Consider the following 13,267-nt stretch of genomic DNA (forward strand, 5'->3'; position numbering starts at 1 on the left):
ACAGATTAAGGGAATATATGCATAACAGTGTGATGAAGGCATGGCTCGAGTCTTCACACTTGGCTGGCGCCAATGCAACGTACGTAGAAGAACTCTACGAACTTTATCTCAGTGATCCAGACTTGGTGAGTGAGGAATGGAAACGCGTATTTGATGAACTGCCTGTGCAAGCATCAGAACAAGGGGAGCAATCCCATACTCGCGTCCGTGACTACTTTCGCCGACTCGCACAAGAGACTAAGCATTATAGTGTCCAAGTAAGTGATCCTGATGTCGATGCGAAACAAGTAAGGGTTTTGCAACTTATTAACGCCTATCGATTTAGAGGCCATCAAGCGGCTAACCTAGATCCGTTAGGTTTATGGCAACGCCCAGTTCAGCCTGAACTGGACCCTGCGTTCCATAATCTCACACAAGATGATCTCAACGAAAATTTCAACGTCGGTTCTTTTGCGGTCGCGCAAGAAACCATGCAGTTGAAAGACCTCTATAAAGCGCTCAACAAGACTTACTGTGGTTCAGTCGGTGCAGAATACATGCACATGACCAACACAGAGCAAAAGCGTTGGGTTCAGCAGCGTCTTGAATCCGTTCAATCTCAGCCGGAATTCTCATTAGAAGAGAAAATCACTTATCTTGACGAGCTCACAGCGGCAGAAGGTTTAGAACGCTATCTTGGTGCTAAATTCCCCGGTGCGAAACGCTTCTCTCTAGAAGGTGGTGATGCGCTGATTCCTATGACCAAAGAGTTAATTCGTCATGCAGGCCGTAGTGGTATGCGTGAGGTGGTTGTAGGCATGGCTCACCGTGGCCGTTTGAATATGCTGGTCAACGTGCTAGGTAAAAAACCGCAAGACTTGTTTGATGAGTTTGCCGGTAAGCACGATGAGACTTGGGGTACCGGTGACGTGAAATATCACCAAGGTTTCTCCGCAGACTTTGCTACTCCCGGTGGTAACGTTCACTTAGCGTTGGCCTTTAACCCATCTCACTTAGAGATTGTAAACCCAGTAGTTATCGGCTCAGTACGTGCTCGTCAAGACCGTCTGGCAGATAAAGACGGGTCAAAAGTATTACCTATCACCATTCACGGTGATTCGGCGATTGCCGGACAAGGGGTGGTACAAGAGACATTTAACATGTCTCAAGCACGCGGTTTCCAAGTGGGCGGTACGGTGCGAATTGTAGTGAATAACCAAATTGGTTTTACTACGTCGAACCCTAGAGATACTCGCTCTACTATGTACTGTACCGATATCGCGAAGATGGTACAGGCGCCGATATTCCACGTGAATGCCGATGATCCAGAAGCGGTGGCTTTTGTCACTCGTATCGCTCTTGATTACCGCAACACCTTTAAGCGTGATGTAGTGATTGACTTGGTATGTTACCGCCGCCATGGTCACAACGAAGCCGATGAGCCAAACGCAACTCAGCCATTGATGTATCAAAAAATCAAAAAGCACCCAACGCCACGTAAGCTATACGCTGATGTGATGATGGAGCGTGATGAGATTGGCATCGATACCGCCACGCAACTGGTGAATGAATATCGTGATGCTCTCGACCACGGTGAAGTGGTGGTTAAAGAGTGGCGCCCGATGGCTCTGCATTCTGTGGATTGGTCTCCTTATATTGGCCATGAATGGGATATTGAGTGGGACAGCAAATTAGAGCTGACTCGTTTAAAAGAGCTAGGCAAAAAAGTGTGCGATTATCCTGATAGCCACCAATTGCAAAGCCGCGTTAACAAGTTATATAACGACCGTAAAGCCATGGTTGAAGGCGAAAAAGCCATTGACTGGGGCATGGCGGAAACATTGGCATATGCCACTATCGTTGACGATGGCAAGCGTATCCGCATCTCAGGGCAAGACTCGGGCCGTGGTACTTTCTTCCACCGTCACGCAGTATTGCACAACCAAGGTGATGCGAGCACGTACGTGCCACTTGCCAACATTCATGACAAACAAGGGCCATTCCAAGTCTTTGACTCAGTATTGTCTGAAGAAGCAGTATTGGCATTTGAATACGGCTATACCACCGCAGAGCCGGGCGGCCTGACTATCTGGGAAGCACAGTTTGGTGACTTTGCCAACGGTGCACAGGTAGTGATTGACCAATTCATCTCCTCGGGTGAGCAAAAGTGGAACCGCTTATGTGGTATTACCTTACTGCTGCCACACGGTTATGAAGGTCAAGGTCCTGAGCACTCCTCAGCACGTCTAGAGCGTTATTTACAGCTGTGTGCGGAACAAAACATGCAAGTGGTTGTGCCATCAACTCCAGCGCAGGTGTATCACATGTTGCGCCGCCAAGTGGTTCGCCCAATGCGCCGTCCTTTGATTGTGATGTCTCCTAAATCTTTACTGCGTCACCCATTGTGTGTGTCGTCGTTAGAAGATTTAGCGGAAGGTACGTTCCAACCTTGTATTCCTGAAGTGGATGATCTTGAACCGTCTAAAGTACGCCGTGTGGTGTTCTGTTCGGGTAAAGTGTATTTCGACCTTCTGGATGAACGACGTAAACGTGAAATTGATGATGTGGCGATTGTTCGTATTGAACAGTTGTACCCATTCCCAATCGCAGATTTGCGTGAAGTAATCTCTATTTACCCGCAAGTGACCGATTACGTTTGGTGTCAGGAAGAGCCTCAAAACCAAGGTGCTTGGTATTCAAGCCAACACAACTTCCGCGCAGCAACGCCATTTAACACCACTTTGAATTATGCCGGTCGCCCAGCGTCAGCATCACCCGCTGTGGGTTACATGTCAGTGCACTTGAAACAACAGAAAGCGTTAATCGATGACGCTCTTACAATTGATAAAGAACTAGAAGAATAAGGAAGCCCAACAAATGACAATTGAAATTCTGGTTCCTGATTTACCTGAATCAGTTGCAGATGCTACCGTTGCAACATGGCACAAAAAGCCTGGCGATAGAGTAGAGCGTGATGACGTATTAGTGGATATTGAAACTGATAAAGTTGTCCTTGAAGTGCCAGCTCCAGAAGCCGGTGTGCTTGAAGAAGTCCTAGAAGAAGAAGGTGCAACGGTACTTGCCAAGCAGCTTCTTGCCAAAATCAAACCAGGCGCGGTAGCCGGTGAGCCAACCAAAGACTCAACCGAAGCCACTGAAGCCTCTCCAGACAAACGCCATAAAGCGACATTGACTGAAGAAAGCAACGAAGCCTTGAGTCCTGCGGTAAGACGCTTACTTGCAGAGCACAGCTTGAACCCTTCGGATGTGAAAGGTACAGGTGTTGGCGGTCGTATCACTCGTGAAGATGTGGACGCGCACTTGGCTAATGCTAAGAAAGCGGCTCCAGAAGCACCAGCGGCTGCGCCAATTGAAGCGCCGGCGACGGCTCGCAGTCAAAAACGTGTACCAATGACACGCCTGCGTAAGACGGTAGCAAAACGTCTACTGGAAGCGAAAAACAGCACGGCCATGTTGACCACGTTTAACGAAGTGAACATGAAACCAATCATGGATCTGCGTGCGCAATACAAAGACTCTTTTGAAAAGCGCCATGATACCCGTTTAGGCTTTATGTCTTTCTATGTGAAAGCCGTTACTGAAGCACTAAAACGCTACCCAGAAGTGAACGCTTCTATTGATGGCGATGACATTGTTTACCACAACTACTTTGACATTAGCATGGCGGTATCAACTCCGCGCGGCCTAGTGACCCCAGTTCTAAAAGACTGTGACACATTGGGTTTTGCTGATATCGAGAAGGGCATCAAAGATCTTGCTATTAAAGGTCGTGACGGAAAATTGACAGTCGACGAGTTGATGGGTGGTAACTTTACTATCACCAACGGCGGCGTATTTGGTTCATTGATGTCGACACCGATCATCAACCCACCGCAAGCCGCTATTTTGGGCATGCACAAAATCCAAGATCGCCCAATGGCAGTCAATGGCAAAGTTGAAATCTTGCCAATGATGTATTTGGCACTGTCCTATGACCATCGCTTAATTGATGGTCGTGAGTCGGTTGGTTTCTTGGTCACAATCAAGGAGCTACTAGAAGATCCAGCGCGTCTTCTACTTGATGTTTAATTAGAATTAAGGGTGCCAGTTGGCGCCCTTATTTTGACCTTATATTAGTCGTGGTAAATATGGCATTTATCGCAATTAGCATTTGAGTCATAGACAAAGAAGTACCCCTACACACCTGCTAAAGCTCTCTTTTAGCATGAGGAAATAATGAAGGTGATGACCTTGTTATCACTGACAAATTAAAATGGAAGATACTAATGAATTTGCATGAATATCAGGCTAAGCAATTATTTGCTGAATTTGGGTTACCTGTACCTGAGGGGTATGCCTGCAATACAGCACAAGAAGCATTTGAAGCAGCTGGGCGCATTAGCACAGCAAAAAAAGTGGTTAAATGCCAAGTACATGCTGGGGGTCGCGGTAAAGCGGGCGGCGTTGAGTTGCATGATACCAAAGAAGGCGTAAAAGAATTTGCGCAAAAGTGGCTAGGTCAAAACCTAGTGACTTATCAGACAGACGCTAATGGCCAACCCGTCACTAAAATCTTAGTCGAAGAAGCCTCAAACATTGCCAACGAATTGTACCTAGGTGCGGTTGTTGATCGCGCTTCACGTCGCATTGTATTTATGGCATCCACTGAAGGTGGCGTAGATATTGAAAAGATTGCGGAAGAGACGCCAGAGTTGATTCATAAAGCGGCTATCGATCCATTGGTAGGGCCTCAGTCTTATCAAGGTCGTGAGCTGGCGTTTAAGTTAGGTCTTAAAGGCGATCAAATTAAACAATTCGTTAAGATCTTCTTAGGTCTGGGCAACATGTTTGCACAGTACGATTTAGCGTTATTGGAAATTAACCCGCTAGTGATCACCGCAGAAGATAACCTGCTGTGTCTAGACGGTAAAATCAACATCGATTCCAATGCAATGTACCGCCAACCAAAACTGCGTGAAATGCACGACCCATCCCAAGAAGATGAGCGAGAAGCACACGCAGCGCAATGGGAGCTTAACTATGTAGCTCTTGATGGCAGCATTGGCTGTATGGTGAACGGTGCAGGCTTAGCGATGGGTACGATGGATATCGTAAACTTGCACGGCGGACAACCAGCAAACTTCCTTGATGTGGGCGGCGGCGCAACCAAAGAGCGCGTAACAGAAGCCTTCAAAATCATCCTTTCTGACAGCAATGTAAAAGCCGTTCTAGTGAATATCTTTGGCGGTATTGTTCGTTGTGACTTAATTGCTGACGGTATTATCGGCGCCGTTGAAGAAGTGGGTGTAGAGGTGCCAGTTGTGGTTCGTTTAGAGGGCAACAATGCACCTTTAGGCTCGAAGAAACTGGCGGAAAGTGGTCTAAACATTATTGCTGCAAACTCTCTGACTGAAGCAGCAGAAAAAGTTGTAGCTGCAGCGGAGGGCAAATAATGTCTGTATTAATTAACAAAGAGACTAAAGTTATCTGCCAAGGTTTTACTGGCGGTCAAGGTACGTTCCACTCAGAACAAGCACTTGAGTACGGCACGCAAATGGTCGGCGGTGTTTCTCCGGGTAAAGGCGGTCAAACACATCTTGGTTTACCTGTGTTCAATACCGTGCGTGAAGCGGTAGACACAACCGGTGCGACAGCCTCTGTAATTTATGTGCCAGCGCCGTTTTGTAAAGATGCCATTTTAGAAGCCATTGATGCAGGCATTAAGCTGATTGTTACGATCACTGAAGGCATCCCAACACTGGATTTGCTTGACGTTAAAGTGCGCTTAGACGAAGCGGGCGTAGTGATGATTGGTCCTAACTGTCCGGGCGTCATCACTCCTGATGAGTGTAAGATTGGCATCATGCCAGGTCACATTCATAAGAAAGGCAAAGTGGGCATTGTGTCGCGTTCTGGCACCTTGACTTATGAAGCGGTTAAGCAAACCACAGATGAAGGCTTTGGTCAGTCTACTTGTGTCGGTATCGGCGGCGACCCAATTCCGGGGTCTAACTTTATCGACATCTTAAAGCTGTTTGAACAAGACCCTGAAACTGAAGCTATTGTGATGATTGGTGAAATTGGTGGCACAGCGGAAGAAGAAGCTGCCGCTTACATTAAAGAGCACGTCACTAAACCTGTAGTATCGTATATCGCAGGTGTGACAGCGCCTCCTGGTAAGCGTATGGGCCACGCAGGGGCCATTATCTCAGGTGGTAAAGGTACTGCTGAAGATAAATTCCAAGCATTGGAAGCCGCTGGTGTTAAAACCGTGAAAAGCCTGGCCGATATTGGTCAAGGGCTACGCGAAATTACCGGCTGGTAATGAGATAACTTGCTCTACTAAAAGAGAACTGTAATAGAAGCCTCTGATGTTCCCATCAGAGGCTTTTTGTTTGGATTCGATTTATTGAGAAGTAATACCAATCGTACTAAATAACTGGTCATTCTAGCTTGTTAAAATGCTCGATAACGGTGTTAGAATTTTTGATTGTAGAATAACTACTTATCGAAAAATTCTGCCTTGTTCTCGAGCATTTTCCCTGCGCTAGTTCTGAACACTTACTTAGTGTGATTGGTATAATACTAATTATTTTGCGGTTTAAGCTGAACTAAGAGGAACAGCAGCGCAGCGCTAACCACAACCGATGGGCCAGCAGGGGTGTCATATTGCCAAGAAAGGCTTAGTCCCGATAGGACGCATATTCCGCCAATAACCGATGCCATGACTGCCATTTGCTCAGGGCTCTTAGAAAAACGTCGTGCTGTTGCCGCCGGTATAATCAGCAAGGAGGTGATAATAAGTGCGCCAACAAACTTCATGCCTACCGCAATCACCAAACTTATCATCAACATAGTGAGCAGACGCATCAGCGAAATATTAACGCCCTCAATCGCCGCTAACTCCTCGTTTACTGTACTTGAAAGTAGGGGACGCCAAAAGCTTACGAGCAGTAGCATCACAATAGCCACCCCAACAAAAATAAACATCACATCTTGTGAATTTACCGCCAGTAAATCCCCAAATAGATATCCCATTAAATCAACACGAACATTGTCCAGAAAACTGACTGCAATTAAGCCCAGTGATAATGAACTATGCGCTAATATCCCAAGTAAAGTATCGGTTGCCACCATTTGTTGGCGTTGTAATGCCACTAAAATAACGCCCAATGTCAAACAGCAAACAACCAAGGCGAGATAAAGATTTACATCAAACAAAAAGCCCAGCGCTAAACCCATTAGCGAGGCGTGGGCGAGGGTATCGCCAAAATAGGCCATTTTTCGCCATACAACGAAAGAGCCTAGCGGGCCTGCAATAATGGCGATGCCTAACCCTGCAAGTATCGAAGGCAGTAAAAACTCAATCATGTTGGTGTCCGTGTTTATGGTGGTGGCAGGTATTAATATCCCCAGAGACAGGGTCGCCGGATAAGTCGTGGTGATGGTAGTCGTGCTGGTGGCGATACAGTGCCAAGCTGGCTTCAGGGGCGCCGCCAAACATTTTTAAATAACTAGGGTGACTGGAAATCGCTAAGGGTGAACCCGAACAGCAAATATGATGCTGCAAACAAATGACATTGTCGGTTTTAGCCATTACGAGGTGTAAATCGTGCGAGATCATAAATACCGCACAACCAAAGCGGTGGCGTATGGTATCAATAAGGTTGTACAGATCAATTTGCCCTTGTACATCCACCCCTTGCGCTGGCTCATCTAATACCAGTAATTGCGGGCGAATTAATAGTGCTCTAGAGATCAATACTCGTTGGGTTTCGCCGCCAGATAATTTATGTATATCTAAATGGATAAGATGACTTGCCCCAACCAGTGCCAGCGCCTCTTGGCGTTCTTGTTGACTGTATTTTCCGGCAAGACGTAAAAAGCGATCCACAGTTAACGGCAGTGTCTCGTTTAAATGCAACTTTTGCGGTACATAGCCAATTCTTAATTTATGGGCCTTAGTGACTTTCCCTTGATACTTTTTGTGTATTCCTAATATCACTTTGACTAAGGTCGATTTACCTGCGCCATTGGGGCCAACTAAAGTGGTGATCTCAGACTCGTTGATTGAAAGACTGATGTTGTCCAAAACCTTACGTTGATTAAATTGAACGGTCACGTCTTTTAATGTGACGATTTGGGTCATAGTGAGTGGGCCTGTATCTAGTTGTTATGCAATGAGTATCTTCTCATTAATTGAAAGAGCTTCTTTTTACCATTTTTGCAATCATATTATTCATTTGCTCTACCTGAGTGTTATAATGTAACATCTGCGCTAAAATTTCTCTAATATAATGGAACACATCAATGAAACGTATATTGCTGTGCTTGTTATCGTTTGCGTTTATTAATAACGCTCAAGCGATAGAAGTTGTAAGTAGTATCAAACCGATACATCTTATCACTCAAGAGATCACGACTAACATCGGGACTTCTTCAGCTCTATTGGGGACGGCGATGTCTCCACATGACTATTCCTTACGCCCATCTGATGTGAAAAAACTTCGCAATGCAGATTTAGTGATTTGGTTTGGACCGGATCTAGAAAGCTTTATGACAGCAGTCGTGAAAGACCAATCAAACACTTTAACTATTAGCACAATTTCTGGTTTGGATCTTCGTCACTTTGCTGAAGGGCATGAGCATCACCATGATCATGGTTCACATGCTGGGCATCATCATGGCAATACAGACCCGCATTTTTGGTTAGGTCCAAAACACGTGGCTGTTGTGGCGAAGGCGATTGCGAATAAATTGAGCGAAATGGATCCACAAAACGCCGCTCGTTATGCGGTGAATCTTGATAACTTCTTAAACAACTTACAACTAACAACCTCTGAAATTAGCACTAAGTTAAAATCAGTCAAAGGTCATGGTTACTATGTCTTCCATGATGGTTACGGTTATTTTGAAGATTACTTCGGTTTGAACCATTTAGGTCACTTTACCGTGAGTCCAGAAAGAAAACCGGGTGCAAAAACCCTAATTGAAATTAAAACACGCCTAGCAAAAGGCGACGTATATTGTGTCTTTAGTGAACCACAGTACACTCCAGCGGTAATTGAAACAGTGACTCGTGGTAGTCATGTTAATTCTGGTGAATTAGATCCACTAGCGACCGATGTAGAAGAAAGACCAGGCGCTTATTTTACGTTCCTAAAACAACTGTCTCAACAATTTGAGACTTGTTTGAAGTAGCTTCAGGTGAAACGAATGAATGATAAAGCGTCCTCTCTATAGGGCGCTTTTTTTTGATTTAAAACAAATAAATTTGTAAGAATGTATGATACATTTTATGCAAATGATAATAATTGGTATTTAGATTATGAAACTATCAGAGCTCACAGTTGGGCAACAAGCAAATATTTGCTCTTTAAAACAACTAGATAATTCGACTAGAAAAAAATTAATGGTCATGGGACTACTGCCGAATACAGCAGTAACACTCATTCGTAAAGCTCCAATGGGCGACCCGTTGCAAGTCAGAATTCGAGATGTAAGTGTTGCTATTCGTAAATCTACTGCCAATCAAATTACGGTAGAGGTTAACTAATGGACTACTCGATTTTAACCGTTGGTAACCCAAACAGCGGTAAAACAACACTTTTTAATGCTTTTACCGGAGCAAACCAAAAAGTAGGTAACTGGGCCGGTGTTACAGTTGAGAAAAAAGTCGGTGTCTATTCTTTAGCTGGGGCTGAGTTCAGCCTTACTGATTTGCCAGGTATTTATGCTTTAGACAGCGGTAACGATACTAACAGTGTGGACGAAACGATTGCCTCTCGCGCCGTTCTTTCTACACCTGCAGATGTGATTGTGAACGTCATTGATGCAAGTTGCCTAGAGCGCAGCTTGTACGTAACTTTGCAATTAAGAGAGCTAGGCCGACCTATGGTCGTTATCCTAAATAAAATGGATGCGCTAGCTCGAAATGGTCAAAAAGTTAACACGAAAGGCTTATCTAAAGCATTAGGTTGTCCAGTTCTGACGGTGACGGCAACTCGTGAAAACGAAGTGAATAAACTAAAAGCAGACCTGCATAGCATGTTGGCTGAAGGTATTGAAGTTGAACCGTTAGCACTTGATTACGGTGCTGAATTTGAAGCGGTTGCAGAGGATATTCGTTCACAATTCACCAATGAAATGGTGGATGAGCGCGCTCTGGCGATTCGTGCATTAGAAGACGATAAACTGGTTTTAAACAACGTTTCTTCTGAAGTAAAAGACATTGTGGCTCAAGCTCGTCACTCGTTGGATCTGGATATTGACCTGCACATTGCCGATGTAAAATTTACCTTCCTACACGAGTTGACCAAATCTTTTAGAATCACGGAAGGTAAAATCACTCGTCGTTTGAGTGAGCGTATTGATGCTGTCGTGTTGAATAAATGGGTAGGTATTCCATTGTTCTTCTGCGTCATGTATTTGATGTTTATGTTTGCCATTAATATTGGTGGAGCATTCATCGATTTCTTTGATATCTCATTTGGCGCAGTACTGGTCGATGGTACTCACCATTTGCTTGATCCTTTGCTACCACAATGGCTAGTGACTGTTCTTGCTGATGGTATCGGCGGCGGTATTCAAACTGTTGCTACCTTTATTCCTGTGATAGCGGGTTTGTATTTGTTCCTGACTCTTCTCGAAGGTTCAGGTTACATGTCTCGCGCCGCTTTTGTATTAGATAAAGTGATGCAAAAAGTCGGTCTGCCGGGTAAAGCGTTTGTACCGCTTGTTTTAGGCTTTGGTTGTAACGTGCCAGCTATCATGGCAAGCCGTACACTGGACCAAGAGCGTGAGCGTCGCCTAGCAGCTTCAATGGCGCCATTTATGTCTTGTGGTGCTCGTCTACCGGTTTACGCATTATTTGCAGCCGCGTTTTTCCCAAGCGCTGGACAAAACGTAGTATTTGCTCTGTACATCATTGGTATTCTAGCAGCCGTCTTTACCGGACTTGTGCTAAAACACACGATTTATCCGGGTGGCAACGATAGCTTTATTATGGAAATGACGGATTATGAAATCCCTCGTCTACGTAATGTGATTATCAAAACTTGGCAGAAACTAAAACGCTTTGTCTTTGGCGCAGGTAAAACCATCGTTATCGTGGTCACTATCCTAAGTTTCCTAAACTCTATCGGCACCGATGGCAGCTTTGGTAACCAAGACAGCGAAGCGTCAGCGTTATCGAAAGTGGCGCAAGTTATCACACCTGTATTTGCTCCTATGGGTATCAAAGAAGATAACTGGGCTGCAACAGTCGGTATTGTGACGGGTATTTTTGCTAAAGAAGCGGTAGTAGGTACGCTAAATAACCTTTACGCATCTCCAGCGGACGAAGGCGCTGAATATGATTTAGTCGGTAGCTTAAAAGAAGCGGTGATGTCTATTCCTGAAAACTTATCCGGTCTAAGCTTTAGTGATCCGCTAGGCATTGAAGTCGGTGAGTTGAATGACACAGCAGTTGCTGCCGATGAGCAAGATGTTGATCAGTCAGTATTCGCCAACCTACAAAGTAAATTCTTGTCAGGTCATGCGGCATTTGCTTACTTACTCTTCATCCTGATGTACACACCATGTGTGGCCGCACTTGGCGCATACGTGAGAGAGTTTGGTCGTGACTACGCTAAATTCATTGCGGTATGGACTATGGGACTTGCGTATTCAAGTGCCGTTCTTTACTACCAAATCATGATGTTTAGCATGAATCCAGTGGCAAGTGCTTGTTGGATTGTCGGTATTGTTGCTGCTGGCTTTGCCACTTTCTTAGGGCTTAAACACCACGCAAGAAAACAACAATGGCACGATGATCCACAACCCGCAGTATAAGATATAAGGCTCTATATTGGATTGTACGATACAGCAGTACCGTTTAAATATAGAGCCTAGAAGTAAGGCAGTATTATGATTTTACAACAGCTCAAAGCTTACCTTGAAGAGCACGGCACTACAGATAGAGTGACGTTATCTAACCACTTCGGTTTGTCTGAAGATGGCGTCGATGCCATGTTACAAGTCTGGATCAAGAAAGGTAAAGTGTCGCGTATGTTCGATACCATCAGAGGTAAAGAAAAAGGCGTACGTTACACCATCAACCAAGGTATTAGTTTAAACGTACAGATGTAGGTTGTTATAACCATCACAACTTACATCCGCTATTTTCCAATCGGCTAGGCATTCACTGTTTTTACAGTTGCCTAGCTTTTTTTTGTCTATTGTTTATCGAGCCATAACAACGTCAGTTTCCAATTGCTGTTGTTGCTTTGGCTCGCGACTTATCATCAATGTGCCACCAATAAGCAATACCGCCCCAACGATTTGTTGTGGCGTTAAGGTGACGCCAAACGCAAGCCAGTTAATCACCACCGCCGATACAGGGAAAAAGAGCTCAGCAATGGTGCCATAGCGCGCTGGTATTCTTTCTAGACCTTTATAATAGATAAACATCCCCAACAAGCCTGATAGCATCACCATATAAAAGAGGTGGCTAAAACTGCCTTGAGAAAGAGAAAATTGTTCACCATAACCTAGCATTGCAATCGTCAAAGCAAAGAGCGCAAAAGTATATCGACCAGAGAGGATTTGCATCGTGTTATAGCCCATCATAGTCAGCTTACGTCCATAAACCGTTGATGCGCCCCACGCTATAACCGCGAGCAGTGCACAGCCGTACCCAAGCAAAATACTGACCAGTTTCGGGTCATAATGCCAAACTGAATTTTCCGACCATAACGCCATAATATCCGGTGAAATCATCACAATACTGCCCAGCAAACTTACGCTTGCCCAAAGCAAAAAGTGCTTTTGCAGCTTCTCTTTGAGTAAAATGACAGACAATGAAATCGCCACAATAGGTTGCAGCTTTTGCAGCAAAATAACGATGGTAGGATTCATCAAAGTAAAGGCTTTAGTAAAGGCAAGGGTGCCAATCGCTGAGCCAATCACGCCAATTAAGATAAAAGAAAACAGCGAACCTTTGATATAAGCAAATCGCCACCGAGGCACCATAATCTGCAATAGCGCAATGATGACAACCAACACTAAATGCTCAAAGAACACGATTTGTAAGGTGCTGTTGCTTTCCAGTAAAGGATAGCGAAATAACGTATCGGCAGCCCAAAGACCAGCTGCGATCATAACAAAAATAATACCTGCCACGAGGATCTCCAAATATAAGCCATGCAAGCCAAAATCGACTTGTGTGCTTGGTTTGATATATACGTGAACAGAGCTAAGAGGTTAGGCAATCGGCGCGATAAACTGCACGGCCACTAATATCAATAGT

Annotated in this window: 11 protein-coding genes; 8 read left to right on the plus strand and 3 right to left on the minus strand. The window is 44.8% G+C overall.

Features of this window, described 5'->3' with window-relative positions:
* The first annotated feature begins 17 nt into the window (after positions 1–17).
* From sucA to sucD, 4 genes are all read left to right on the plus strand, one after another.
* The gene (gene sucA / locus VHA01S_RS06045) at positions 18–2,843 is read left to right on the plus strand and encodes a 2-oxoglutarate dehydrogenase E1 component (RefSeq protein WP_023403467.1); all 2,826 of its coding nucleotides are present in this window, start codon (positions 18–20) and stop codon (positions 2,841–2,843) included.
* Positions 2,844–2,856: 13 nt separating this feature from the next.
* On the plus strand, positions 2,857–4,068 hold the full coding sequence (odhB, locus tag VHA01S_RS06050) for a 2-oxoglutarate dehydrogenase complex dihydrolipoyllysine-residue succinyltransferase (protein ID WP_023403468.1): 1,212 nt from the start codon (positions 2,857–2,859) through the stop codon (positions 4,066–4,068).
* Positions 4,069–4,265: 197 nt separating this feature from the next.
* Complete coding sequence (gene sucC / locus VHA01S_RS06055; RefSeq protein ID WP_023403469.1) at positions 4,266–5,432, plus strand: ADP-forming succinate--CoA ligase subunit beta; 1,167 nt, start codon at positions 4,266–4,268, stop codon at positions 5,430–5,432.
* The gene (gene sucD / locus VHA01S_RS06060) at positions 5,432–6,304 is read left to right on the plus strand and encodes a succinate--CoA ligase subunit alpha (RefSeq protein WP_023403470.1); all 873 of its coding nucleotides are present in this window, start codon (positions 5,432–5,434) and stop codon (positions 6,302–6,304) included. Before sucC ends, sucD begins: the two co-directional genes overlap by 1 nt.
* A gap of 260 nt (positions 6,305–6,564) precedes the next feature.
* Here sucD and znuB read toward each other — a convergent pair whose 3' ends face one another.
* A complete protein-coding gene (znuB, locus tag VHA01S_RS06065; RefSeq protein ID WP_023403471.1) occupies positions 6,565–7,350 on the minus strand; it encodes a zinc ABC transporter permease subunit ZnuB in 786 nt (261 codons plus the stop codon).
* Positions 7,343–8,128, minus strand: a complete 786-nt coding sequence (gene znuC, locus VHA01S_RS06070; protein ID WP_023403472.1) for a zinc ABC transporter ATP-binding protein ZnuC — start codon at positions 8,126–8,128, stop codon at positions 7,343–7,345. Before znuC ends, znuB begins: the two co-directional genes overlap by 8 nt.
* A 161-nt stretch (positions 8,129–8,289) precedes the next feature.
* Between znuC and znuA the strand changes: the two genes are divergently transcribed.
* The 4 genes from znuA (at position 8,290) to VHA01S_RS06090 (ending at position 12,108) form a co-directional block, all read left to right on the plus strand.
* Positions 8,290–9,180, plus strand: coding sequence for a zinc ABC transporter substrate-binding protein ZnuA (gene znuA, locus VHA01S_RS06075; RefSeq protein ID WP_023403473.1), 891 nt, complete (start codon positions 8,290–8,292; stop codon positions 9,178–9,180).
* A 127-nt stretch (positions 9,181–9,307) separates the two neighbouring features.
* The gene (locus VHA01S_RS06080) at positions 9,308–9,535 is read left to right on the plus strand and encodes a FeoA family protein (protein WP_023403474.1); all 228 of its coding nucleotides are present in this window, start codon (positions 9,308–9,310) and stop codon (positions 9,533–9,535) included.
* Complete coding sequence (gene feoB / locus VHA01S_RS06085) at positions 9,535–11,811, plus strand: Fe(2+) transporter permease subunit FeoB (protein ID WP_023403475.1); 2,277 nt, start codon at positions 9,535–9,537, stop codon at positions 11,809–11,811. The genes VHA01S_RS06080 and feoB overlap by 1 nt, the downstream gene beginning before the upstream one ends.
* 75 nt (positions 11,812–11,886) lie before the next feature.
* Positions 11,887–12,108, plus strand: a complete 222-nt coding sequence (locus VHA01S_RS06090) for a FeoC-like transcriptional regulator (protein ID WP_023403476.1) — start codon at positions 11,887–11,889, stop codon at positions 12,106–12,108.
* A 93-nt stretch (positions 12,109–12,201) separates the two neighbouring features.
* Here VHA01S_RS06090 and VHA01S_RS06095 read toward each other — a convergent pair whose 3' ends face one another.
* Entirely contained in the window at positions 12,202–13,140 is a 939-nt protein-coding gene (locus VHA01S_RS06095; RefSeq protein WP_023403477.1) for a DMT family transporter, read from the minus strand.
* Positions 13,141–13,267: the final 127 nt, after the last annotated feature.

The organism is Vibrio halioticoli NBRC 102217 (assembly GCF_000496695.1).
In the GTDB taxonomy this organism is placed as follows: Bacteria; Pseudomonadota; Gammaproteobacteria; order Enterobacterales; family Vibrionaceae; genus Vibrio; species Vibrio halioticoli.